A 24,096-nucleotide genomic window follows, 5' to 3' on the forward strand; every position below is an offset into this window, starting at 1 on the left:
TGTGCTCCATCAGTTGTGCTGCTGGATAACAGCGTCGCATATTTTCGGAAGGAGGTGGGGTCGCGGGCCGGCGCGGTCGAGATGCGCGTCGATCGCCTGCAGGTCGGAAAGATCCTTGGGGCGGCTCAGCATGTGTTTGTACGCGATGACCTCAGTGAGTGGAAGGTATTTCAGTCCGTCAATGACCTCAGCCCTCTCGAGGAGCATCTCCGTGTCGCTCCCAGGCAAGATCCAGTGCTCGGAGACCTCTATCACTCCGCTGTAGAGGCGCGCGATCTTGTCTCCGGTGTAATCGCTGAGCCGCAACGGGTCGGCGTCGAAGACCAGCGCATGCGTGAACGCGAGCTCCTGTGCCCGCCGCCAGGTATCGCTTCCGGGACGTGCAACGAGATCAAGATCGGACAAGCGCGATGTGATGCCTCCTGCCCAAAGCCGGGCACTCCCGGCGATCAGGAAGTCATCAGGATCGAAGTCCAACGGCACATGGCTGCGGAGCAATTCGATCAGCTTGAAGCCGTTGTAGACCTCACCCCGGACGCGGTTCACCGCGGCGGCTCCCCATCGTCCGATCGCTCCGGCTGATTTGGCGGCCAAGGGGGCATTCGGTCCTGCCGCCTCGCTCGCAGTTCGAGCTTGGCCGACTTGTACTGGATCACGGCACCCACAACCGCGGCGACTGCCGCGACAGAGCCAAATACCGCGGTTATCGGCTGGAGAAGGCTGAAGTCAATGCCTGACATGTTGGCTCCGTCCGTTTCAGGACTAGATGAGGGGGCGGTCGCGGCGCATGGCGAGCGCCTCGATCGCGGCGGTGTCGTGGATGGTGAACCGCTCTCTCCCGGTCGAGACGGTGCCGCGATCCTTGAACTCCTTGAGCACGCCCGATACCGCTTCCCGAGAGATGCGGGCCAGGTCGGCGAGGTCGGATTGGCTGAGACCGGCGATCGTGAGGCCGCTCCCACTCTCGGTGCCGATGCCGGAGTCGATGATCCTGAGGATCGCCCGGGCGAGTCGCCGTTCGTTCGTCAGGAACGACTCCTCCTGCACCTCGCCCAGTTCGCGGACTCGCTTCGCCAGTCGACGCGTCAACTCCAGGTGGATCTACCGGTTCGACTGGAGGAGTTTGAGGAACACGTCGCCGGGAATGTGGAGCACGTCGATCGGGGTCAACGCGACCAGGTCGGTGCCCCTCGGCTCTCCCGTGAGGGACGCGAGTTCGCCGATGACCGAGCCGGGCCCGTGGATGCCGAAAATCGCCAGTGGGTCATGCGTGCAGGACTTCACATGGCCGGAGCGGAGATAGAGCACGTAGTCCGAGTGCTCGCCGGCCCGCGTGAGGGTCGCGCCCTTCGGGTACGAGACGGCGTGCGCCTCTGGTTTGAGCGCGGCCTGTTCCTCATCGCTGAGGAGCGGATTCCGGAGACCGCGAGCGTTGCCTTCCATGCTGTCGAATGTATTGGTGCGCACATCGATATAGAAGCGATGCAGAGCCCTCTGTCGGCAATCTGACCGGATCTTGTTTCTCTTGGGGCGGAAGGAGGCCCGTGTTACGAAGCGGTCTTCTCCGGCTCGGAGGTCGCTGCCGGGTCCACCGGGTGGCGGATGCCCGGGTGGTCCTTCGGGAGGATCGCTCTGATGACCCAGCCGCTGACGATGAGGCACAGGACGAGCAGAGGCCAGGAGAGCGCCACCTGGGCGATGCCGCCGGCGACGACTGCGAGGCGTTCCTCGTCGCTGTTCCAGAACGGGGTGAGGATGGCGACCCGGACGGTGTACATCGCGACCCAGACCCAGGAGGCGGCGCTGTAAGCGCGCATCAGGTCGGGGTCCTGGCGCCAGCGGGTCTTCTGGCCGAGGAGGCCGCCGACGATGAGGCCGAGGAGGGGGCGGCGGAAGACGATGAAGCCGGTCCAGACCAGGGCGCTGGCGGCGTTGGAGACGATGCGGGGGAGGAGGATGTCCTGCGCGCGTCCGGTGTAGAGGACGATCAGGCAGGCGACCGCGACGCTGAGCAGGCCGAGGATGACGGCGCGGGGTTTGCGGCGCTGCTTGAGGCGGACCGCCGCGATCACGGCGGCGGAGAGAAGCGAAGCCCCTGCGGCCCAAGCGATCGAGTTACCGGTGAGGATCCAAGTGAGGATGAACACCACGAGGGGGGCGGTGGCGTCGAAGGCGCCGCGCTTGCCGCCTAGTAGGCTGACGAGCGTGTCTTGCCGCACAGTATCGGACAACTGCCAACCCTAACCTCTCAGACCCGCTACCGCAGGCAAGGCTACCCTAACCGCAGTGGCACGCCGGGCGTCGCCCGCAGCCCCACCTACGGACGGATTGGCACGGTACCGGATGCTCGGCACACATCGGATCAGTGAAGCGCAGCTGGTCGACCTGCTCCGTCGTGCCAGGAAAACCGACTTCGGGCGCTGGAACAAGGCGGACCTGCAGCGCGGCATGACCGACCTCGGCTGGCAAGTGCGCTCAGCTGAAGTCGACATCGGCATGTGGCGCGCCGAGACCGGCTACGACACCGGCAACGCGATCGCCGACTCCGTCCCGCCCCAGACCCCGATCTCCGGACGCGCCGACTTCTACTCGATCGAGGTCATGGTCCTGCGCTCGGCCGAACGCGGCCGCCAAGGCGAGCAGCACCGCACCCTCATCTTCCGCGAAGTCCTGCGCACCATGATGAGCGAACTCGGCGCCCCCGAGATCCGCGGCGGCGACGGCGGCCCCTGGATCCGCTGGTACCGCGACGGCCTCATCTTCGAACTGCACCTGCGCCGCTTCCACGGCGGCGTCACCCTCCGCCTGCTCTCGCCCGAGCTCTTCGAGCAGCTCGAGGCCCACGCCGTCGGCAAGGGCGACATCTCCGGCTGGGCCGCCTACGCCCGCGCCGGCCAGCGCCCGCCCGAGCCCGCCTGCCAGGACATGGGCGAGTTCACCGAGCGGCTCTCCTCGCTCCTGGCCGACATGTCCGCCGACGTGCCCGTAGTGGACACCGCCGGCACCGTGCTGCTGCGCACCGGCGACTGGTCCGCGAGGTACGTGGCCGCGTTCGTCGACGGCGGCCTGCGCGTCGAGGCCAGCGCCGCCGTGAGCGGCGCCTGGCGCTCCGGCCTGTCGAACCTGCCGAGCATGGGCTTCCGCGCCCCCAGCGGCTCGCAGCCGAACTGGTCGCGCAGCTTCAACTCGACCGACCGCACCGCCACCAACCAGGCCGCCCACATGATGGTGGACGCCCTGCGCGCCTTCGGCATCCAAGACCTGTTCGACATCGTCTACGACGGCTTCACCGCCGACGGCGAGCGGATGTACCTCCCCGTCCTCGGCATCGGCAACGGCGACAACCCGTACTAAACCGCCGCGGGCTGCGGCTGCGGTGCTTCCATCGTCGCGTTGCGGAAGGCCGGGAGCTTCCAGCCCACGACCGCCACTCCGGCGACGCACGCCACGCCGCCGGCGAGGATCGCGCCGCTGAGTCCCAACGGTCCCGCGAGCGCCCCGGCCTGGAGGTTGCCGAGCGCCGGCGACACGGTCGCCTGCGCCAGCCACAGGCTCGTGACGCGCCCGCGCAGCCGGTCCGGCGTGTGGTTCTGCAAGAGGCCCGTCCGCAGTACTTCCGAGACGAGGTCGCTCGCCCCCGACAGCGCCAGGAACACCAGACCCAGCACGAGCCAAGGCGACAGCGCCACGCCCACCATCGCCGCGCCCCACAGCCCCGCCGCGATGATGACCACCACGCCGGGCTTGGCGGCCTTCGTGACCTTGCCGCTCAACGCCGCCGCGAGGAACGCGCCGACGCCGGCCGCCGCCGACAGCAGGCCGAACGCCACCGCCCCGCCGTGGAACTGCTCGGTCGCCAGCGCCGGGAACAGGCCCTTCGGGTACGCGAACAGCATCGGCATGATGTCGATGAGCAGCACCCCGGCCACGACCTTGTTGCGCCGCACGAACGCGAACGCGTCCTTGAGCGAATACGTGTCCGTCTCCTTCTCGTCCCCGTCCCCGCGGTCGGGCGGCATCGGGCCGACGAAGATCATCGCCACGGCGAACACCACGAAGCCGAGCACGTTCAGGCCGTAGCACCACGCGGTGCCGCCCGCGGCGATGACCACGCCCGCGAGGGCCGGACCGGCGACGCCCGTGAGCTGGCCCGTGAGGCCGTTGAGCGCCGAGGCGCTGGCGACGTTCTCCTGGCCGACGAGGGACGGGACGGCCGCGAACGAGGCGGGGATGCTGAGTCCGGCGAGGAAGGTGTCCGCGACGACGGCCGCGAACAGAAACCACAGCAGCGGTTCGTCCTGGAGCGCGTTCATCAAGAGCGCCACTGCGACCAGGAGGCCGGGCACACGGACGGCGAGGAGGATCCGGCGCCGGTCGAAGCGGTCGGCGAGGACGCCGCCGAGCAGGAGCCCGGCGACGATGCCGATGCCGCCGGAGGCGGCGGCCGCGCCGACGGCCAGGTTCGAGCCGCTGATCTGGTAGATCTGCCAGATCAGGGCGGTCTCGGTGAGCATGGCGCCCAACAGGAGGCCGGTGCGCCCGATGTAGAGCCAGCGGAAATCGCGGCTGACGCGCAGTGGGGTGGTGTCGACCAAGTGGTCTCGAAGCGACATGCCTCGATGATACAGACGGTTCCAGTTGATGCAACACTGTGTTTCATGGGATGATGGCCCGCGTCAACGCCCTGGGAAGGACCACGATGGACGAGAAGCTGCTGGCCGCCGCCACCGACGTGCTCGGGACGACCGGCTGGGACCGCCTCACCATGGGCGACGTGGCCGACCGAGCCGGCGTCTCGCGCGCCACGCTCTGGCGCCAGGTCGGCGGCAAGGAGGAGCTGCGCCAGGAGCTGCTGCGCCGCCTGCTCCTGGACTACCGCGAGTCGATGTGGCCGGTGCTCACCGCCGCCGGCACCGGACGCGAACGCCTGCGCCTGGCGCTGGAGGCCATGTGCGCCGTCCTCGACCGCCACCTCGCGCTGCTGGCCGCGTTCGACACGGCCTTCCACGAGACCGGCCTGTTCGAGGAACCCGGCGACAGCGCTTCTGAAAACAGTGTGGTCGCCCCGCTCGTGCGCCTCATCCTCGACGGTGTGGCCGACGGCTCGCTCGCACCCCCGACCGCCCCCGAGGAAGCCGGGGTCCTCGTCTTCAACACCGTCTGCTGGCCCTACGTCCACCTGCGCCTCCACCACCAGTGGGGCTCCGAGCGCGTCCGCGCGCTGCTCCTCGACCTGGTGCTCGACGGCATGTCGACCGAGTCCGCCTGACCGCGTTCCGCCGCCTCGCGGACCGCGCTTGCCGCGCAGTAGGGTCGGCCCATGATCGTCGATCTCCGCTCCGACACCGTGACCCGGCCGACCCCGGCCATGCTCGAAGCCATGACCAGCGCCGACGTCGGCGACGACGTGTACGGGGAGGACCCGTCCGTCAACGCCCTCGAGGCCGAGGCCGCCGCCCTCTTCGGCAAGGAAGCCGCCGTCTTCACCCCGACCGGCTCCATGGCCAACCAGATCGGCCTGCAGCTCCTGGTGCGCCCCGGCGAGGAACTCCTCTGCGACGTCAAAGCGCACGTCGTCAACTTCGAGATGGGCGCCGCCGCCGCGCTCGGCGGCATCACCACCCGCACCTGGACCGTCCCGAACGGCCGCCTCGACGCCGCGCTCATCGAACCGATGATCAACCTGCCCAACCCGTACGCGACCACGACGCGGGCGATCGCCGTCGAGAACACCCACAACATCGGCGGCGGCACCGTCCAGCCCATCGAGGAGCTCCGCGCCCTGCGCGCGCTCGCCGACGTCTACGACCTCGGCCTCCACCTCGACGGCGCCCGCATCTGGAACGCCCACGCCGCCACCGGCGTCCCGTTCAGCGAGTACGGCGGCCTCTTCGACACCGTCTCGGTCTGCCTTTCCAAGGGCCTCGGCGCGCCCGTCGGGTCGCTGCTCATCACCGACGCGGAGCGCGCCGCCCGCGCCCGCGTCATCCGCAAGCGCCTCGGCGGCGGTATGCGCCAGGCCGGGTTCCTCGCCGCGGCCGGGCGGTACGCCCTCGCCAATCACATCGACCGCCTGGTCGAGGACCACGCCCGTGCGCAGCATCTCGCGCGCTCGCTCGAGCCCTTCGGCGTCTGCGACGCCTCCCAGGTCGAGACCAACATCGTGATCGTCCGCATCCCCGGGATCGCGAAGGTCGCCGCCGCGGCGGCCGAGCAGGGCGTGCGGATCTCCGTGCTCGGCCCGGACTGGGGCCGGATGCTCACGCACTACGACGTGGACGACGCCGGGATCGAGCACGCCGTGAAGGTCGTGAGCGACCTGGTCCGCTAGTGCCGCGGCGGCCTGCGCCCACCGGGGCGCGGGTCGTCCGATCGGGTTCGAGTGATCTACCGGAACGGGGGTTGCCGACGGCCCGAAATCCAGGGTAGGTTAGGCATGCCTTCTTTAGTCGACCCTAACCTTTCTGGAGGTCGGTGCATGTACGCCTGCATCTGCCATGCAGTTCACGAGAACGAAGTCCGTGACTGCATCAGCGCGGGCGCGCACACCGAAGAGGCCATCGGCGAGGCCTGCGACGCCGGCACGAGCTGCGGCACGTGCCATGAGCGCCTGGTCGACATGATCGAGAGTTATTTCACCGGCGCCGTCCCCGCGGTCGCCTGAGCCCTTCCTCAATCGCCGGATTCACCGGAAATGACGGCCACTTTAGGTTGTCCTGCGTTAGGATAGGTTGTCCTATTTTAGGTATTCCTGGCTGGAAATAGGCCCCTACCTGGTCCTAGTCTGAGATCGTCGGTCATCGGATCGACACTTGACGGACCGGGAAGGACGGATTGGAATGCAGGGCGACAAGCAGGTCATCGAATTCCTCAACGAGCAGCTGACCGCGGAGCTCACCGCGATCAACCAGTACTTCCTGCACGCGAAGCTGCAGGAGAACTGGGGCTACACCAAGCTGGCGAAGTACACCAAGTCCGAGTCGATCGACGAGATGCGCCACGCCGAGATCCTGACCGACCGGATTCTCTTCCTTGACGGCATGCCGAACTACCAGCGGCTGTTCCCGCTGCGCATCGGGCAGACGGTCAAGGAGATCTTCGAGTGCGACCGCTTGATCGAGGTCGAGGCGATCGACCGCCTCAAGCGCGGCATCGAGCACATGGAGTCGGTCAAGGACTACGTCTCGCGGGACCTCTTCAGGAGCATCCTCGAGGACGAGGAGCACCACATCGACTACCTGGACACCCAGCTGGAGATCCTCGAGAAGATCGGCGAGGGCCTGTACATCCAGTCCCTCATCGAGCAGCCCGAGGGTGAATAGGACAGGCGCGTAGCCGCATACGACTTTTGAGGGGACCGGCCGTGAGGCCGGTCCCCTTTCTTGTTGCGGCAGAGCCCCTCACATCTCCGCCACAGTGGTATGTCGGCGCCTTGACAGCGCCGACGAAAGGATCGTAACATATCAATACTTTGAATGAAAGTTTCCGAGAGTTTCGGAAATGATCGCGACCTCCGGTCGCTCCACGACCCCCCGTAGGAGCGGCCGGACCCCTCACCCTCAAGGAGCGCCACCGATGTCGACCCCTTCCAGCCCGGCCGCGAGCCGCCGTTCCGTTCTCACGGCGGCCGCCGCTGCCGGCGGCGCCGCACTCATCCCGGCCGGGTTCGTCACCCTCGCCGCGAGCCCGGCGCACGCCGACGACCTGCTGCTCGCCACCGACTTCTCCACGGGCACCACCGAAGGCTGGGCCGGCCGCGGCGCGGCCTCTGTCGCCGTCGACCCCGAGCAGCGCCTCCTCATCACCGGCCGCACCGCCACCTGGAACGGCGCCGCCATCGACATCACGGCGCACGTCGAGGTCGGGGTCCGCTACCAGCTCAAGGTCTTCCTCCGCCTGCCCGCGGGCGAGACCGCCGCGGACCTGCGCACCACCGTCCAGCGCGACACCGCCGGGGCCTCCAGCTACGACGGCGTCGTCTGGAACACCGCCGTCACCGACGCCGAATGGACCGAGTTCTCCGGCACCTACTCGATCAGCCAGGCCGCCGACCGGCTCCAGTTCTACGTCGAGTCCGCCTCGAGCCTCACTCCGATCCTCCTCGACGCCTTCACGCTCACCCGCATCACCGAACCGGAGATTCAGGACCTCATGCCGCTCAAGGACTTCCTCGCCGACCACTTCACGCTCGGCTGCGCCGTCGAACCGCCCGAGGTGGTCGGCAAGCCCGCCGAGCTCCTCGCGAAGCACTTCGCGCAGGTGACCACCGGCAACCAGATGAAGCCCGAATCGATCCAGCCCACCGAAGGCGTCTTCGACTTCAGCAAGGCCGACCAGATCGTCGACTTCGCCGAGGCCAACGGGATGCGGATCTGGGGCCACACCCTTCTGTGGCACAACCAGACCCCGGCCTGGTGGTTCCTCGACGCGGACGGCGAACCGCTCCAGAACACGCGCGCGCACCAGCAGCTCATCCTCAGCCGCCTGGAGACCCACGTGAACGCCGTCGCCGCGCACTACGGCGACCGCGTGTGGGCCTGGGACGTGGTGAACGAGGTGGTCGACCCCGAGCAGGCCGACGGCCTGCGCCATTCGCGCTGGTACGAGATCTTCGACGGCCCCAAGTACATCGAGAAGGCGTTCAAGATCGCCCGGAAGGCCTTCCCGCGCAAGGTGAAGCTCTTCATCAACGACTACAACACGGAGTTCCCGGACAAGCGCGAGGCGATGTTCAACCTGGTGCAGCACCTCAAGTGCGAAGGGGCGCCGGTCGACGGCGTCGGGCACCAGGCGCACGTGGACTACAAGCGCGACCCGAAGCTGCTGGGCGAGACGATCGACCTGTTCAGGGAGCTGGGGGTGCTCCAGACGATCACCGAGCTCGACGTGTCGGTCTCCGACTACATGGAGGAGAGCCTCCCCGCGACGCCGCCCGAGCGCCTGATCGCGCAGGGCTGGTACTACAAGGAGCTCTTCGACGTGCTGCGCGAACGCGCGGACGACTTGGAGTCGGTGACGATGTGGGGCCTGTACGACGCGGTCTCGTGGCTGCGGACCTGGCCCGTGCGGCGCCCGCACGAGGCACCGCTGTTCTTCGACGACCGCCTGCAGGCGAAGTCCGCGTACTGGGGCGTCGTCGACCCTTCGAAGCTCGAGCCACCCACGGCGTAGCCTGCGGAGCCGTGCATTGGCACAGCCTGAGGCCTAAGGGGGACAAGACGTCCGGGAGCGGGATGTGTAGATCCGGGATCCCGCTCCCGGGCTTTTACCTTCCAGGACGGCGCATCTGGATGTGCATGATGCCGTCCTCGTCGTACTCCTCGCCCTCTTCGGCGAAGCCGAACCTGCGGTAGAAGCCCGCCGCGTACGTCTGCGCGCCGAGCGTCACCTCCGCCTCCGGGCCGAGGAAGTCCACTGCCGCTCCGAAGACCTCGGCGCTCAAGCCCGTGCCCCGCGCCGAGAGCGCGCAGCAGACCCGGCCGATCTTCCAGCCTTCCCCGTCGCGCAGCACCCGCAGGCACGCGACCGCCTCGGTCGGCGCCTCGCCCTCGACCCAGAAATGCACCGTCTCCGCGTCGAGGTCGTAGTCGTCCAGGTCCGGGTACGCGCACTCCTGCTCGACCACGAACACCTCCTGCCGCAGCCGCCCCAGCGCGAACACCGTCGCGCCGTCCAGCTCGGCGAACTTCCCCCGCTTGATACCGCTCACCTACGCGTACTCCTCCGCGATCTCGCGCGCCCGGTCCCGGGCCGCCTCGATCGCGTCGGTCACCGCCGACCGCGCCCGATGGTTCTCCAACTGCCGCACCGCGCTGATCGTCGTCCCGGCCGGGGACTCCACGGCCTCGCGCAGCTCCACCGGCGAGCTGCCGCTCTCGCGCAGCATCCGGGCCGCGCCGAGCGACGTCTGCGTCACCAGCTCCTTCGCGATCGCCCGCGGCAGTCCCATGAGGACGCCCGCCTCGGTCATGGCCTCGGCCAGGTAGTAGAAGTACGCCGGCCCCGAACCGGAGATCGCCGTGACCGCGTCCTGGTGCCTCTCGTCGACCACGAGCGTGCGCCCGAGCGGCTTGAACAGCTCCTCGACCGCCGCCAGATGCGACTCGCTCGCATGGGTCCCGGGAGAGAGCACGGTCATCGCCTCGTCCACGAGCGCAGGCGTGTTCGGCATCGCCCTGATGACCGGGGTCTCGTCGGGCAGCCGCTTCTCGAAGAACGCCACGGGAAGGCCCGCGCAGATGCTCACCACGGGCGCGCCGCCGTCGAAGGCCCCGCTCAGCTCCTCCAGAAGTGCCCCGGCGTCCTGCGGTTTCACCGCGACGACCACGACATCGGCGTGCCGCACGGCCTCGGCGTTCGGCTCGACCCGGATCCCGTAGGCCTCCCGCAGTTCCGCGGCCCGCTCGGCGCTGCGGGCGGTGGCGACCACCGAGTCCCCGGACCAGCCCGCTCGCAGCAGGCCCGACACGATCGCCTGCCCCATCTTCCCCGCACCCAGCACCGCGACTGTCCGCATCGCCACTCCCCAATTCGCTCGAAGGCCCCATCGATTGTGCCTCGCTCCGCTGATATCCGAAAACCTGTCCTGTCACGCGTTTCATCCCCTGGGGCCTGGTCGAGCTGCCACGATAATCACACTCAAGCACTCAATGCGCGATTGGGGCGATATGGACGTTCTCGACTTGGCCCGAATGCAGTTCGGTGTCACGACCGTCTACCACTTCCTGTTCGTGCCCGTCACCATCGGCCTCTCGCTCCTCGTCGCGATCCTCCAGACCCTCTGGCGCACCACCCACAAGACCTCCTATCTGCGCGCGACCAAGTTCTGGGGCAAGCTCTTCCTCATCAACCTCGCCATGGGCGTGGTCACCGGGATCGTCCAGGAATTCCAGTTCGGCATGAACTGGTCGGCCTATTCGCGCTTCGTCGGCGACGTCTTCGGCGCACCGCTCGCCTTCGAAGCGCTCGTCGCGTTCTTCCTCGAATCCACGTTCATCGGCGTGTGGATCTTCGGCTGGGACCGCCTCAAACCCGCTCTGCACCTCACCTGCATCTGGCTCGTCGCCTTCGGCACCATGGCCAGCGCCTACTTCATCCTCGCCGCCAACGCGTTCATGCAGAACCCGGTCGGCTACCAGCTCAACGAGACCGCCGGCCGCGCCGAGCTCACCGACTTCGGCGAGGTCATGACCAACCCGGTCGCGCTCGCGGCCTTCCCGCACACGGTCTTCGCCGCCTGGCTGACGGCCGGCACCGTGGTCGTCGCCGTCTCCGGCTACCACTTCATGCACCGCCGCGACCTCGACGTGCACCGCCCCGCGATGCGCCTGGGCATCCTCACCACCCTCGTCGGCGGACTCGGCCTGATCCTGTCGGGCGACTCGCTCGGCAAGGTCATGACCGCGACGCAGCCGATGAAGATGGCCGCCGCCGAAGCGCTCTACCAGACCACGTTCAACGCGCCGTTCTCCGTGCTCTCGATCGGCAGCCTCGACGGCAGCCACGGGACGCCGATCATCGAGATCCCCGGGCTCCTCTCGTTCCTCGCCACCGGCTCGTTCAACGGGGAAGTCGAGGGCGTCAACGACCTCAACGCCCAGTACTCCGCGCTCTACGGCGCGGGGGACTACTCGCCGTACATCCCGCTCACCTACTGGTCCTTCCGGGCGATGATCGGCTTCGGGATGCTCGCGATCGCCATGGCCGTCATCGTCTGGTGGTTCACCCGCCGCGGCCGCCTGCCCGAGCACAGGCTGTTCTGGCCCATCGCGATGTGGATGGCCGTGACCCCGTTCCTCGCCAACAGCGCCGGCTGGATCTTCACCGAGATGGGCCGCCAGCCGTGGGTGGTGTTCAGCCTGTACCAGACCAGCGAGGCGGTCTCGCCGCGCGTCGGCGTGCCCACCGTCGCCGTCTCATTTCTCGGCTTCACACTCGTCTACCTGGTGCTGGCCGTCGTCGCCCTCAAACTCTTCCTGAAGTACGCCAAGGCGGGACCGCCGAGCGAGGAGGCCGCCCTCGCGTCCTCCGGCCCGTCCGACGACACCGACAAGCCCATGGCCTTCGCCTACTGACCACCACCGACCGAGGACGCTCATGGAATTGACGACGATCTGGTTCACAGCCGTCGCGGTCCTGTTCACCGGGTACTTCATCCTGGAGGGCTTCGACTTCGGCGTGGGGGCCCTGCTGCCGGTGCTCGGTCGCGACGACCGCGAGCGCCGGGCGCTGATCAACACGATCGGCCCGGTCTGGGACGGCAACGAAGTCTGGATCATCACCGCCGGCGGGGCCATGTTCGCGGCCTTCCCGCACTGGTACGCGAGCCTGTTCTCCGGCTTCTACCTGCTGCTCTTCGCGATCCTCATCGGGCTCATCGTCCGGGGCGTCGCCTTCGAGTACCGCGGCAAGGGCGACACCGACATGTGGCGGCGCCGCTGGGACGCCTGCATCGTCGTCGGCTCGGTCGTGCCCGCGTTCCTGTGGGGCGTCGTGGTCGCCAACATCGTGCGCGGCGTGCCGCTGGACGCGAACTTCGACTACACCGGCTCGGTGTGGGGCCTGCTCAACGGCTACGCGCTCCTCGGCGGCCTGACCACCCTGCTGCTCTTCTCGACCCACGGCGCGTACTTCCTGCACCTCAAGACCGGCGGTGAGCTCTCCGAACGCGCCCGCTCCCTCGGTCTCAAGCTCGGGGCCGCGACCGCCGTCCCGGCGCTGGCGTTCCTGATCTGGACGCAGATCGCGTACGGGAACGGGATCACCTTGGCGCTCATCATCCTCGCGGTGCTCGCGCTCGTGGCGGGCCTGGCGCTCGACTACACCGGCCGCAGCGGCTGGGCCTTCGCGGCCACGGCGCTGACGATCGGCCTGGCCTCGGCGGCGCTGTTCTGCGCCCTGTGGCCGGACGTGCTGCCGTCCACTCCGGACGCGGCGAACAGCCTCACGCGCGAGAACGCCGCCGCCACCGATAAGACGCTCGGGATCATGACCTGGGCCGCGGTGGTGTTCCTGCCGGTGGTCCTGCTCTATCAGGGCTGGACGTACTGGGTCTTCCGCAAGCGCGTCACCGTAGAGAGCATCCCGGCCTCATGACCGCACTCGCTCCGAAACCCACGGGCGCCGACCGGCGCCTCCTGCACCGCGCCCGCGGCGCGACGGCCTTCATCGTCGTGTGCGCCGCGCTCGGCGTCGCCCGCACGGCGTGCGTGGTCGCCGGCGCCTGGCTCACCGCGAGCCTCATCGCGGGCGCGTTCGCCGGAGGCCGCGGCCTCGATGCCCTTGCCCCGCAACTGGTCGGCCTCGCAGCGGTGCTCGCCGCGCGGGCACTCCTCGCCTCGGTGCAGGAGGCCGCCGCGCACCGCGCGAGCGCGGGCGTGAAGTCCGGGCTGCGACGCCAGGCGCTCGAGCAGCTCATGCGCCTGCCCTCGGGCAAGCGCCACAGCGGCGAGACCGCCCAGCTCCTCGTCCGCGGGATCGACGCGCTGGACGGCTACTTCGCGCGCTACCTGCCGCAGCTCGTCCTCGCGGCCGTCGTCCCCGTCGGCGTCCTCGTGGTCATGCTCATCGCCTACCCGCCCGCGGCGCTGATCGTCCTCGTCACGCTCCCGCTGATCCCGCTGTTCGGCGTCCTCATCGGCCTGTACACGCGCTCGCGCGCCGAACGCCAGTGGGAGGCGACGTCCCAGCTCGCGCACCACTTCGCGGACCTCGTGGCGGGCCTGCCGACGCTGAAGGCCTTCGGCCGCGCCGCGAAGCAGACCGGGGCCATCGAGGTCACCACGGGCGCGTACCGGCGGCGGTCGATGTCGCTGCTGCGCGTCGCGTTCTGCTCCGCGCTGGTGCTCGAACTGGCCGCGAGCCTGTCGGTCGCGGTCGTGGCGGTCACCGTGGGCGTCCAGCTCATCGAGGGCGGTTTGAGCGGCGAGGCCGGGCTCCAGACCGCGCTGCTGGTCCTGATCCTCGCGCCGGAGGCGTACCTGCCGCTGCGGAACGTCGGCGCGCAGTACCACGCCAGCGCCGAGGGACTCGCCGCCGCCGAGAAGGTCTTCGCGGTCCTCGCCGAGACGCCCGAACACGCCGAGGCCCACGTGCCGACCCCGGCTCCCGGCGAGCCGCGCCCGGGGGCCGCGGCGATCACGGCTTCGCCGCTGCTGCGAACCCCACTCGGCCGCGCGCCCACGATCATGTTCCGCCGCACCGTCTTCGCCTACCCTGGACGCCAGCCGCTCCCGGAGCTGAGCCTGACCGTGCCGGCCGGGCAGACCACGGTGCTCACCGCGCGGTCCGGGGCCGGGAAGTCGACGCTGATGGCCGCGCTGGTCGGTTTCCGCCGGCCCGTGTCCGGCTCGATCGCGTTCGACGACACCGAACTGTCCGATCTCGACCTCGCCGCGGTGCGCCGCTCGATCGCGTGGCTGCCGCAGCGGCCGGTCCTCATCGACGGCACGGTCGCCGAGAACGTGCGCCTGGCCGTCCCGGATGGCGCCTCGGATCCTGCTGTGGCGAAGGCGATCGTGGCGGCGCACGCGCCCGCCGCGACACGCACCGTGGCCGCCGACGGCTCGGGTCTCTCCGCCGGTGAGGCCGCGCGGGTCGGTCTGGCCCGGTTCCTGCTGCGCGTCGACCTGCTCGATCCGCCGATCCTGCTGCTCGACGAGCCCACCGCGCATCTCGACGCCGACACCGAGCAGGCCGTGCTCGACTCGCTCGCGCCCTACCGCGACCAGCGGACCGTCCTGATCGCCTCCCACCGCCCCGCGGTGCGCGCGATCGCCGACCGAGAGGTGGACTGGTGAAGTCTTCGAACTGGCGCAACACGATTGCCCTGCGGCTCGGCCTCGGCGCGATCCTCGGGGCGCTCGCGCAACTGAGCGCGCTCGCGCTCCTGGCCGTCTCCGGCTACCTCATCTCGCGCGCCTGGGAGCAGCCGCCGATCCTGTACCTGATGGTGGCGATCACCTCGGTGCGGCTGTTCGGCATCAGCCGCGGCGTCCTCCGCTACGCCGAACGGCTCGTCTCGCACGACGCGGCCTTCCGCGGACTCGAGCGCCTGCGCATCGCCGTGTGGCGCAAACTCGTCCGCCTCGCGCCCGCCGGGGTCCCGGTGTGGCGCTCCGGCGACCTCCAGTCCCGGCTCGTCGACGACGTCGACGGCGTGGGCGACCGCTGGCTGCGCGGCGCGCTCCCGCTCGCGAGCGCGGTCATCATCGCGGTCTGCGCCGTCGCCCTCCAAGTGACGCTCCTGCCCGCCGCCGGGACCATCCTCGGCGCCAGCCTGCTCGCGGCATCGCTCATCGGCCCCGCGCTCGCCACATGGTCGTCACGGGTCGCCGTGCGCGCCACCGCATCCGAGCGCGGCGACCTCACCGAAGGCGTCCGGGCCTGCCTGCACGGCCGCGAAGAACTCGTGGCCGCCGGCACCGACGCCGTCGCGCTCGAACGGGTCCTGGAAGGCGACGACCGCCTGCGACGCGCCCACGCCCGCATCGCCTGGACCGCCGGGCTCGGCGAAGCCGCCGGCCTCCTCGCGATGGCCGCCGCCGTCATCGGCGCACTGTGGATCGGCATACCGGCCGTCGCCGCCGGGACCCTGGACGGCGTCCTGCTCGCCGTCGTCGCGCTCGTCCCGCTCGCCGCGTTCGAACCCGTGCTCACGCTGCCCGCCGCCGCCCAGCAGTCCGCCCTCGCCAAGGCCTGCGGCCGCCGCCTCCTGGAGATCACCCAGGCCCCCGAGCCCCGCCCCGACCCCGTCGAGCCCATGGACTACGAACCGAACCCGCTCGGCGGGCCGCCCTTCATCGAGATCAAACGGCTCTCGGTGACCTGGCCCGGCAGCGACACCCCCGCGCTGCACGGCTTCGACCTCAAGATCCAGCCCGGCGAACGCGTCGCCATCATGGGCCCGTCCGGCTCCGGCAAGTCCACGCTCGCCGCCGCCCTCATGGGCTTCCTGCCCTACGAGGGGAGCCTGCGCTTCGGCGGCGTCGAACTCGCCGAATACGACGGTGACGACATCCGCCGCACCGTCGGCCTGTGCTCCCAGGACGCCCACGTCTTCGACACCACCCTCGCCGAGAACCTCCGCCTCGCCCGGCCCTCGGCCGGCGACGAGGACCTCGCCCGCTCCCTGCGCTGGGCCGGCCTGCGCGACTGGCTCGAAAGCCTCGAGGACGGCCTGCAGACCCGCCTCGGCGAGCACGGCCGCGCCGTCTCCGGCGGCGAACGGGGACGCATCGCGCTCGCCCGCTGCCTCCTCGCCGACCGTGAAGTGCTCGTCCTCGACGAACCCGACGCCCATCTCGACGCCTCCACCGCCGAACGCGTACTCCGCACGGCCGCCGCCGCTCTTGAAGGCAAGACCACCATCGTCATCACCCATCGGCCGCTCCCCGACGGCGTCGTCGACCGGATCGTGCACCTGCGACCCCCGGTCCCGACTCCCCGACGTGACGCACCGGACAACCGACTGTTGGGCGTCGCCCCTGCTGGGTAGACTCCCCGAACGGTGCTACCAAGTTCAACTGGTGGACACGACCGACGACGACGCCCGTCTGGGCGCCCGTCGTACCTGATTCGCGCTAAGGCATTGATGCAGCATCGACTTCCTTCCCTTCCCTAGCGGGAGGGGATTTCCTGGCTCGCGCCCGGGGTGGTTCCTGTTTCATCGCCGATTGCGGAAGGGAGGACCCTTGCCGTCTGACATCAGCTCCGCAGGCCTCGCCGGGCGGTTGCCCGGCTGCGACTCGAGCAGCCGCAAGAATGTTCTTGGCCGCGTTGAGGTCCCGGTCGTGCCGGGTGCGGCAGGTCGGGCATCGCCATGCCCGGGTCGACAGGTCGAGCCTGTCGAGCAGGTGCCCGCAGTGCGAGCAGGTCTTCGAGGACGGGTACCAGCGGTCGATGACCGCGAGGGTGCGTCCGGCTCGCTCGGACTTGTATTCGAGCATGCGCCGGAACTCGCCCCACGCCGCATCGCTGATCGGTTGGGCGAGCCTGCGGTTTCTCACCATGTTCGCAACCGCGAGGTCTTCGACGGCGATCAAGTCGTGGCCGCGGATGATCCTGGTGGTGGTCTTGTGGAGGAAGTCGGCGCGAGCATTGCGGATCTTGCGGTGGGCGCGGGCGACTTTGGCCTTGGCTTTGCGCCGGTTGGCCGAGTCCTTCTTGCAGCGGGCCATGCGCCGCTGGTATCGGGCGAGGTTGCGGGCCTTGCGCTCCAGATGTCGCGGGTCGGCGATGCGCCCCCCATCGCTGGTGACGGCGAAGTCCTTGACACCCAGGTCGAGGTCGACCTCGCCGAAGGACCGCACGAATGCCAGTGGCGTCGCGGTCTTCGCCAGGCGCAGCTCGCCTTCGCTCATGCGAAACGCCGAGCGCGTGTAGTGCGCGGACTGGCGCGCATCGCGGTTCTTGAATCGCGGGTACTCGGCCCGTCCAGCGAAGAAGTTCGCGAAGGCGCTGTGCTGGTGGCGCAGGACCTGTTGCAACGGCACGCTGGAGACCTCGTTCAAGAAGGCGAGGTCCTCGGTCTTCTTCCAAGCGGTCAATGCCGCATCGGTTTCGCGATAGGTGGTGCGTTTGCCGTCCGTATGCCAGGCGTGGTGGCGCTCTGTCAGCGTCTTGTTCCACACCAGCCGCACACAGCCGAACGTGCGGGCCAGCATGCCCGCCTGTTCGTGGCCCGGGTAAGCCCGGCACCTGTACGCCGTTCGCACACTTTGCATCCTTCAGAAAGGACGTTCATGTGTAAGCCTTGGGGTCGTTGCTCGACCCGATTCACGCGGCGGTCTGAGGGCCGCGGGGTTCCACAGGGGATCGCGTGAACACATCTGCACCCGCTACCGGACCCAAGGCCCCGAACTCGGGGCAGCGCTGGCCCGAGGGGTGGACCAAACTCCACGTGTACCTGACCGACCTCGACCAGGTCAAGGCGGTCGCCCAGTCCTACCGCGAGGTCATCGACCGCGCCGACGGCGACCGGCCCGTGCCGCTCGAATGGCTTCACGCCACCGTCGCGTCCGTCGAATGCGACGCCGCAACGATCGACGACTCCACCCGCGAGAAGCTCATCGGGCGCCTCCAAGAGAAGGCCGCCGAGATCAAGGCCTTCCCGCTCACCATCGGCCCCGCGCTCGCCGCGACCGGCGCGATCATGCTCGACACCTTCCCGGACAACAGCTTCAGAAACCTGGTGAACGTCTGCGTCGACGCCGTCAACGAAGTCGTCGAAGGCGACTACGGCCGCCCCTGCGGCGGAGCCGGCCACGTCTCGCTCTCCTACCGCTCGGCGGACGTCGTCGCGCACCCGCGCCGCGGCGCCATCCAGAACAAGCTCCGCGACGTTCGACCCGGTAGGACCGAAATCACCGTCAGTGGAGTGGATCTCGTCCGAGTCATCCAATCCGAGGACGCGTCCACCTACACCTGGGAGCACGTTGCGCGAATCCCCTTGGGGGAGTAGGGAACTCAATCTGTGAACGGGCGTCGCCTCAGGCGGCGCCCGTTGCTGTTGACGCCCAGGACGCGAATCTGACACCATTCTGTCACTGGCATGTGGCCTACTGTTGGTAACAGTGTCAATGTCCGGCCACGTGACGTTCAGGCGTGGTCAGTGACGACCTGCCCTCTCCCTGCCGGTACCAGTCCGGTCCACCCCGAAACGGCGAAAGCCGTCAGTGTCAGGAGGTGTCGATTTGTTCGCAGACAATGACCGTCGCATCGCAACCCGAGCTACGGAATTCCTTCCCCCGTTTGACGAAGCGGTGGAACTGACCGATCCCCGTCCCGTCGAGCCGCCTCCTGCGAAGGCCCGCACCGAGGTCACCGAACCCTACGGCTACTTCACCGACCTCGCCGCAGCCCACCTCCTCCACGACGGGGAAATCCGGCCCGCTTACACCCTGGCCGAACCCACGCCCCTCGAAGTCTGGCGCCGCAACCTCGAGATCGTCACCGCGATCCTCACCGCCGCCGGCGTCGACTCCTTCGCCGTGCCCGGCTTCAGCCTCACCCGGCCCGTCCTCGCCGTCGACGCCGCCGACCGCCAGCGCGCCTGCACCGCCCTCGCGATCCTCTGCGACTCCACCGGCGGCCGCCTCTCCGTACCCGAACCGGCCTTCCGCGAATCCGAACTCGGCCTCAACCGCCCCAAGTGGGCCCGCAGCGCCGACATGGGCGACGTGCCGCTGGTCCGCGCCTCCTGGCTCTGGACCGACGCCGGACGCGACCTCCTGTTCGGCGCCGACAACGGCTGCGACGTCGAGTTCTGGACCGACACCGGCGACGGCCACCTCCTGGCTCCCAGGCACAACCGCATCAGTCCCGTCGTCCGCAACGACGGCGCTCGGGTCTCCGCCCCCGGGCGCCTCTTCACGGCGCTGGCGGCCGGGCCGCGCTCGTCGCTGCCGAGCGTGTCGACCCGGCCCGAGTTCGCCCGGCCCGGGCCCGACCACGTGGACTTCCCGATCGACGTGGTCTACACGTGGGTCGACGGCGCCGACCACGCTTGGCTGCGCCGCCGCGCGGAGGCCGAGCAGTCGCCGTACCACGCCGAATCGGCGAACGCGTCGCGCTTCCACGACCGCGAGGAACTGCGGTTCTCGCTGCGGTCCCTGCACTTGAACGCGCCGTGGGTGCGCCACATCTACCTGGTCACCGACCGGCAGCGGCCGCAGTGGCTGGACGCCGACGCGCCGGGGATCACGGTGGTCGACCACCGCGACCTGTTCGACGACCCGGACTGCCTGCCCACGTTCAACTCGCACGCGATCGAGACGCAGCTGCACCGCATCGAGGGCCTCTCGGAGCACTTCCTGTACTTCAACGACGACATGTTCGTCGGCACGCCCATCGGCCCGCAGATGTTCTTCGAGCCCAGCGGGATCGCGCGGTTCTTCCCGGCGCAGACGTTCATCGGGATGGACCCGGTGAGCACCGCCGACTCGCCTCCCAACGCGGCGTTCAAGAACGACCGGGCGCTGCTGGAGCGGGCCTTCGGGCGGACGATCTCGCGGATGATGAAGCACGTGCCGTACCCGTTGCAGCGCAGCGTGCTCGCGGAGGTCGAGAAGGAGTTCGGCGAGGACCTGGCGCGCACGGCGCAGAGCGCGTTCCGCAACGTCACCGACGTCTCGACGGTGACCCTGCAGCACTACTACGCGCACTTCACGGGGCGCGCCGTCACGGGCGAGGCCCGGGACGCCTATGTGGAGCTGGGGATGCCGGACGTGGCAGAGCGCCTCGAGCTGCTGCTGGAGCTGCGCGACCGGGAGACGTTCTGCATCAACGACGCCGGACTCCCCGAGGACCTCGTGGAGGAGCGCTCGGGCATGATGCGGCGCTTCCTGGAGTCGTACTTCCCCGTGCGGTCCCCGTGGGAGAAGGCCATGGCGCTGTAGACACGAAGAGACCCGCACGACCTCGGGGGAGGTCGTGCGGGTCTCTCGCTGTCTACTTCAAGCCGCGGCGTTCCAGCAGCGGGTCGATCTCGGCGTCCCGGCCCCTGAAGCGGCGGAAGGACTCCATCGGGTCGATCGAGCCGCCCTTGCTCAGCAGCGTGGCGCGGAAGTGGTCGCCGTTCTCGCGGGTGAGACCGCCGTTGTCCTTGAACCATTCGACGGTGTCGGCGTCGAGGATCTCCGACCAGATGTACGAGTAGTACCCGGCGGCGTAGCCGATCGAGATGTGCGCGAAGTACCCCGAGCGGTAGCGCGGGGCGATCTCGGCCATGTGGATCCCGGCGTCCTCGAGGGCCTTGCGCTCGAAGGCCTCCACGACCGCGTACGGGTCGTCGCCGCCGTCGGGGACCTCCTCCGGGGTGAGCCGGTGCCAGGCCTGGTCGAGCAGGGCCGCGCCGAGGTATTCGGTGGAGGCGAAGCCCTCGCCGAACTTCGCGGCGGCCTTCCACTGCGCGATCAGCTCGGCCGGGGCGGCCTCGCCGGTCTCGTAGTGGCGCATGTAGTTGGCGGTGACCTCGGGCCAGTCCTCCCACATCTCGTTGACCTGCGACGGGTACTCCACGAAGTCGCGGGGGGTCGAGGTCATCGAGGTCTTGGGGTAGCGGCAGGCCGAGAGCAGCCCGTGGAGGGCGTGCCCGAACTCGTGGAACAGCGTCGTCACGTTGTCGACGGTGACGAGCGCGGGCTGCCCCTCGGAGGGCTTGACGATGTTGAGGTTGTTGACCACCACGGGCTTGTCGCCGGTGAGGTCGGACTGGACGACGAGCGGGTTCATCCACGCGCCGCCCTTCTTCGAGTCGCGGGTGAAGAAGTCGCCCAGGAAGAGTCCGAGCGGCTCGCCGTCGTCGAAGACCTCCCACACGCGGGCCTCGGGGTGGTAGCCCTCCAGGTCCTTGCGCTCCTCGAAGGTCAGGCCGAACTCCTTCTCGGCGGCGTGGAAGACGCCGTCGACGAGGACCCGGTCGAGTTCGAGGTACGGCTTGAGCGCTTCGGCGTCGAAGCCGAACTTGGCTTGGCGCACCTGCTTCGCGTAGAACGACCAGTCCCACGCCGCGAGCTGGAAGTCGCCGCCGTCGGTGTCGATGACCGCCTGCAGTTCGGCGGCCTCGCGGCGGGCGTTGCGCACCGAGGCCTCGGCGAGCCCGGCGAGGCGCTCGGCGATGATCCCGGCGTTCCCGGCGGTCTGGTCGGCGGCGATGTACGCGGCGAAGTGCTCGTAACCGAGCAGGCGGGCCTTCTCGGCGCGCAGCCGCACCATCCGCAGCAGGGTCTCGGCGTTGCCGGCGCCGCGCCCGATCGTGGCCTTGTAGAGCCGCTCGCGCAGGCCGCGGTGCCGCAGGTCCTCCAGCAGCGGGTGGCGCGAGAAGTTCGACTGCGTGATGAGCCAGCCGTCGAGCTCGCGGTCCTTCGCGGCCGCCGCGGCGGCGCCGATCTGGTCCTCGCCGAGCCCGTCGAGCTCACTGAGGTCGGTGACGTGGACGGCCGCGTCGTTGATGTCGGCGAGGATCTGCTGGTTGAACTTGGAGGCGAGCTCGGCCAGCTCGGTGTTGATCTGCGACAGGCGCGCCTTGCCGTCCTCGTCGAGCGCGGCGCCGCCGCGCACGAACTCGGTGCGGTAGCGCTCGAGGAGCCGCTCGTCCTGCTCGTCCAGGCCCAGCTGGTCGCGCTGCTCCCAGATCGCCTTGATGCGGGCGAACAGCTCGGCGTTCAGCAGGATCTTGTCGGCGTGCGCGGCGAGCTTGGGGCTGATCTCGGTCTCGATGGCGTTGATGTCGTCGTCGGTGTCCGAGGAGTTCTTGTTGAAGAACGCGATGCTGACCCGCTTGAGCGTGCCGAGTCCGGACCGCTCCAGGGCCACCACGGTGTTCGCGAACGTCGGCGCCTCGGGGTCCGCGGCGATGGCCTCGACGGCCTTGAGCTGCTCGGCCATGCCCTGCTCGAATGCGGGCAGGTAGTGCTCGGTCTTGACGGCCGCGAACGGCGGGAGCTGGTAGGGGAGTTCAGAGGGGGACAGGAACGGGTTCGCGGTCACAGAGGCTCCTCGCTGCGGTCGAACCGGCGGGCCCGACGGAGGGCACGCCGAATATGGCGGTGGCCGAATCCTATTCCGGGCACTTGCCGTCCGGCAAGTGGGTTTGGGGGCCAGGCCCGCCGCCCGCACCTCGGTAAAGGAGAGGGGCCGACAACTTCACCGAATGGGTCCGCTCCGCATTAATATCGAGGCCATGTCTGATACCAGTCCGCTGTTCGTGGCCAGCGACATCCACGGCCACTATGATGCGCTCGTCGAGGCGCTGCGGGGTCGAGGACTGGTGGACGGGGACGCCAAATGGGCCGGCGGCGACGCTCGCCTGTGGATCCTCGGCGACCTGTTCGACCGCGGCGAAGAGGGCGTGGCGGTCGTGCGGCTGCTGCGCAGGCTCGCCGGGCAGGCCGCGGCCGAAGGCGGGCTCGTGGACACGCTCATCGGCAACCACGAGGTGCTCGTGCTCGGCTCGCGGCGCTTCGGCGACGTGGCCTTCACCGACGTCGACGGCCAGGACCGCCAGTTCCTCCACTGGTGGGTCCTCAACGGCGGCTTCGAAGACGAGCTCGGCGACCTCACCGACGACGAGGTGAAGTGGCTCGAGACCCGGCGCGTGCTGCACGTGGCCGGCAGCGCCCTCCTCGTGCACGCCGACACCGAGTCGTACCTCGGCTACGGCCGCAGCGAAGAGGCGGTGAACTCGGCGGTCCGCAAGATCATGGCCGGCGACGAGCCCGAGGAGTGGTGGCAGCTGTTCCGCGAGCTGACCCGCCGCCACGAGTTCATGGGCGGCGACGGGCCGGCGCGGGTCAAGGGGATGCTCCGCTCGTTCGGCGGCGAGGAGCTCATCCACGGCCACTCCACGATCCCCGACACGACCGAGCTGGAGCCGGGCCAGGTGACGCAGGCCCGCCGCTACTGCGAGGGCCTCGTGCTCAACATCGACGGCGGCGTGTACCAGGGCGGCAAGTGCCTGGTCGTCCGCCTCAACTGAGCCAACGACCTCCCTCGACCGCGGTCTCAGTCGTTGCCGGACTGGCCGAGGAAGTAGACGCGGGTGACCGGCGGGGCCGATCCGGCGCGGCCGGCCCGCGACTCCAGCCACAAGGCGACCACCACGGCACCGGCGATGCCCATCATCACCCGCCCGGCGAGCGGCGAGAAGGCGATCGCGTAGCCCAGTGCGGCCGCCGCCGCGGTCGCGACGGCCGCCGTCGTGAAGGCCCTGCGGAGGGCGCGCCGATGTTCGCGGCACGCGGTGACTCGGTTGTGTCTCATATCTGACACAACGACGCAGGCGCTTGAATCGACACGTTGCATGTGCAGATTTCCCGCGTTCGGGCGACTGAAACCTGGCATAAGCCCAGATAACCGGCCTTCACCCGCCGGGCCCGAGCAACACTGTAAGCGGGTTCAAGCGCTGCGTGATATTGGCAGCTGGTGGCCGTTGTGCGGGAAGGCAAAAGGCGGTAAACACATAGTGTCGGAACGCCAAAGGCGACAAACCCGGAGTCCTCAAGGGGCGCCGGACCTCGTGCGGGTCGAGACAACCGAGCACAGCGGACAACTGCCGGCGTTCCGACGCGGCGGCCGTGACTCAATGGCCGGAGGAGC

23 protein-coding genes are annotated in these 24,096 nt (G+C 69.2%); 13 read left to right on the forward strand and 10 right to left on the reverse strand.

Going from position 1 to position 24,096, the window contains the following annotated elements; all coding sequences use genetic code 11:
• Window positions 1-9: 9 nt before the first annotated feature.
• The 4 genes from ACFO8M_RS17380 to ACFO8M_RS17395 all read right to left on the reverse strand — a co-directional run bounded on the left by ACFO8M_RS17380 (window position 10) and on the right by ACFO8M_RS17395 (window position 2,231).
• Window positions 10-594, reverse strand: coding sequence for a hypothetical protein (locus ACFO8M_RS17380; RefSeq protein WP_387977850.1), 585 nt, complete (start codon window positions 592-594; stop codon window positions 10-12).
• A 168-nt stretch (window positions 595-762) separates the two neighbouring features.
• Window positions 763-1,089: a helix-turn-helix domain-containing protein gene (locus ACFO8M_RS17385; protein WP_387977852.1), complete on the reverse strand. Its 327-nt coding sequence runs from the start codon at window positions 1,087-1,089 to the stop codon at window positions 763-765.
• Window positions 1,090-1,101: 12 nt separating this feature from the next.
• Window positions 1,102-1,443 carry a Crp/Fnr family transcriptional regulator gene (locus tag ACFO8M_RS17390; RefSeq protein ID WP_387977854.1) on the reverse strand — a complete coding sequence of 114 codons (342 nt, stop codon included), beginning with the start codon at window positions 1,441-1,443 and terminating at the stop codon, window positions 1,102-1,104.
• Between the two features lie 104 nt (window positions 1,444-1,547).
• Window positions 1,548-2,231, reverse strand: a complete 684-nt coding sequence (locus tag ACFO8M_RS17395) for a DUF3159 domain-containing protein (protein WP_387977856.1) — start codon at window positions 2,229-2,231, stop codon at window positions 1,548-1,550.
• Window positions 2,232-2,343: 112 nt separating this feature from the next.
• On the opposite strand from ACFO8M_RS17395, the gene ACFO8M_RS17400 reads away from it, so the two are divergent.
• On the forward strand, window positions 2,344-3,354 hold the full coding sequence (locus tag ACFO8M_RS17400) for a TY-Chap domain-containing protein (protein ID WP_387977858.1): 1,011 nt from the start codon (window positions 2,344-2,346) through the stop codon (window positions 3,352-3,354).
• On the opposite strand, the gene ACFO8M_RS17405 is transcribed toward ACFO8M_RS17400, so the two are convergent.
• Window positions 3,351-4,613, reverse strand: a complete 1,263-nt coding sequence (locus ACFO8M_RS17405) for an MFS transporter (RefSeq protein ID WP_387977859.1) — start codon at window positions 4,611-4,613, stop codon at window positions 3,351-3,353. The two genes, ACFO8M_RS17400 and ACFO8M_RS17405, sit on opposite strands and share 4 nt — an antisense overlap.
• A 53-nt stretch (window positions 4,614-4,666) precedes the next feature.
• Between ACFO8M_RS17405 and ACFO8M_RS17410 the strand changes: the two genes are divergently transcribed.
• The 5 genes from ACFO8M_RS17410 to ACFO8M_RS17430 all read left to right on the forward strand — a co-directional run bounded on the left by ACFO8M_RS17410 (window position 4,667) and on the right by ACFO8M_RS17430 (window position 9,171).
• Window positions 4,667-5,269, forward strand: coding sequence for a TetR/AcrR family transcriptional regulator (locus ACFO8M_RS17410; RefSeq protein ID WP_387977861.1), 603 nt, complete (start codon window positions 4,667-4,669; stop codon window positions 5,267-5,269).
• Window positions 5,270-5,323: 54 nt separating this feature from the next.
• The gene (locus ACFO8M_RS17415; protein ID WP_387978120.1) at window positions 5,324-6,331 is read left to right on the forward strand and encodes a threonine aldolase family protein; all 1,008 of its coding nucleotides are present in this window, start codon (window positions 5,324-5,326) and stop codon (window positions 6,329-6,331) included.
• A 147-nt stretch (window positions 6,332-6,478) separates the two neighbouring features.
• Entirely contained in the window at window positions 6,479-6,664 is a 186-nt protein-coding gene (locus ACFO8M_RS17420) for a (2Fe-2S)-binding protein (protein WP_387977863.1), read from the forward strand.
• A 175-nt stretch (window positions 6,665-6,839) separates the two neighbouring features.
• On the forward strand, window positions 6,840-7,322 hold the full coding sequence (gene bfr / locus ACFO8M_RS17425) for a bacterioferritin (protein WP_387977865.1): 483 nt from the start codon (window positions 6,840-6,842) through the stop codon (window positions 7,320-7,322).
• 253 nt (window positions 7,323-7,575) lie between these two features.
• Window positions 7,576-9,171, forward strand: a complete 1,596-nt coding sequence (locus ACFO8M_RS17430) for an endo-1,4-beta-xylanase (RefSeq protein WP_387977867.1) — start codon at window positions 7,576-7,578, stop codon at window positions 9,169-9,171.
• A 94-nt stretch (window positions 9,172-9,265) separates the two neighbouring features.
• Here the strand turns inward: ACFO8M_RS17430 and ACFO8M_RS17435 are convergent, their stop codons facing one another.
• The gene (locus tag ACFO8M_RS17435) at window positions 9,266-9,709 is read right to left on the reverse strand and encodes a GNAT family N-acetyltransferase (protein WP_387977869.1); all 444 of its coding nucleotides are present in this window, start codon (window positions 9,707-9,709) and stop codon (window positions 9,266-9,268) included.
• Window positions 9,710-10,516 carry a pyrroline-5-carboxylate reductase gene (proC, locus tag ACFO8M_RS17440; protein WP_387977871.1) on the reverse strand — a complete coding sequence of 269 codons (807 nt, stop codon included), beginning with the start codon at window positions 10,514-10,516 and terminating at the stop codon, window positions 9,710-9,712.
• A 151-nt stretch (window positions 10,517-10,667) separates the two neighbouring features.
• Here proC and ACFO8M_RS17445 point away from each other — a divergent pair, with 151 nt between their 5' ends.
• From ACFO8M_RS17445 to cydC, 4 genes are read left to right on the forward strand one after another with little or no spacing between them, the layout of a single operon-like run.
• Complete coding sequence (locus tag ACFO8M_RS17445; protein WP_387977873.1) at window positions 10,668-12,074, forward strand: cytochrome ubiquinol oxidase subunit I; 1,407 nt, start codon at window positions 10,668-10,670, stop codon at window positions 12,072-12,074.
• A gap of 22 nt (window positions 12,075-12,096) precedes the next feature.
• Complete coding sequence (cydB, locus tag ACFO8M_RS17450; RefSeq protein WP_387977875.1) at window positions 12,097-13,095, forward strand: cytochrome d ubiquinol oxidase subunit II; 999 nt, start codon at window positions 12,097-12,099, stop codon at window positions 13,093-13,095.
• The gene (cydD, locus tag ACFO8M_RS17455) at window positions 13,092-14,798 is read left to right on the forward strand and encodes a thiol reductant ABC exporter subunit CydD (RefSeq protein ID WP_387977877.1); all 1,707 of its coding nucleotides are present in this window, start codon (window positions 13,092-13,094) and stop codon (window positions 14,796-14,798) included. The genes cydB and cydD overlap by 4 nt, the downstream gene beginning before the upstream one ends.
• The gene (gene cydC, locus ACFO8M_RS17460) at window positions 14,795-16,495 is read left to right on the forward strand and encodes a thiol reductant ABC exporter subunit CydC (protein WP_387977879.1); all 1,701 of its coding nucleotides are present in this window, start codon (window positions 14,795-14,797) and stop codon (window positions 16,493-16,495) included. The genes cydD and cydC overlap by 4 nt, the downstream gene beginning before the upstream one ends.
• An 85-nt stretch (window positions 16,496-16,580) precedes the next feature.
• Here the strand turns inward: cydC and ACFO8M_RS17465 are convergent, their stop codons facing one another.
• Complete coding sequence (locus tag ACFO8M_RS17465; protein ID WP_387977881.1) at window positions 16,581-17,714, reverse strand: RNA-guided endonuclease InsQ/TnpB family protein; 1,134 nt, start codon at window positions 17,712-17,714, stop codon at window positions 16,581-16,583.
• A gap of 104 nt (window positions 17,715-17,818) precedes the next feature.
• On the opposite strand from ACFO8M_RS17465, the gene ACFO8M_RS17470 reads away from it, so the two are divergent.
• Together ACFO8M_RS17470 and ACFO8M_RS17475 are read left to right on the forward strand one after the other, a co-directional pair.
• Window positions 17,819-18,460, forward strand: coding sequence for a 2'-5' RNA ligase family protein (locus ACFO8M_RS17470; RefSeq protein ID WP_387977883.1), 642 nt, complete (start codon window positions 17,819-17,821; stop codon window positions 18,458-18,460).
• A 301-nt stretch (window positions 18,461-18,761) separates the two neighbouring features.
• Window positions 18,762-20,396: a stealth family protein gene (locus ACFO8M_RS17475; protein WP_387977885.1), complete on the forward strand. Its 1,635-nt coding sequence runs from the start codon at window positions 18,762-18,764 to the stop codon at window positions 20,394-20,396.
• A gap of 52 nt (window positions 20,397-20,448) precedes the next feature.
• Here the strand turns inward: ACFO8M_RS17475 and ACFO8M_RS17480 are convergent, their stop codons facing one another.
• The gene (locus ACFO8M_RS17480; RefSeq protein ID WP_387977887.1) at window positions 20,449-22,488 is read right to left on the reverse strand and encodes a M3 family metallopeptidase; all 2,040 of its coding nucleotides are present in this window, start codon (window positions 22,486-22,488) and stop codon (window positions 20,449-20,451) included.
• A gap of 193 nt (window positions 22,489-22,681) precedes the next feature.
• On the opposite strand from ACFO8M_RS17480, the gene ACFO8M_RS17485 reads away from it, so the two are divergent.
• A complete protein-coding gene (locus ACFO8M_RS17485) occupies window positions 22,682-23,476 on the forward strand; it encodes a metallophosphoesterase (RefSeq protein ID WP_387977889.1) in 795 nt (264 codons plus the stop codon).
• Window positions 23,477-23,502: 26 nt separating this feature from the next.
• Here the strand turns inward: ACFO8M_RS17485 and ACFO8M_RS17490 are convergent, their stop codons facing one another.
• Complete coding sequence (locus tag ACFO8M_RS17490) at window positions 23,503-23,760, reverse strand: hypothetical protein (RefSeq protein WP_387977890.1); 258 nt, start codon at window positions 23,758-23,760, stop codon at window positions 23,503-23,505.
• Window positions 23,761-24,096: the final 336 nt, after the last annotated feature.

Origin of the sequence: Glycomyces rhizosphaerae (genome assembly GCF_042647865.1) — a bacterium.
Lineage (GTDB): Bacteria > Actinomycetota > Actinomycetes > Mycobacteriales > Micromonosporaceae > Glycomyces > Glycomyces rhizosphaerae.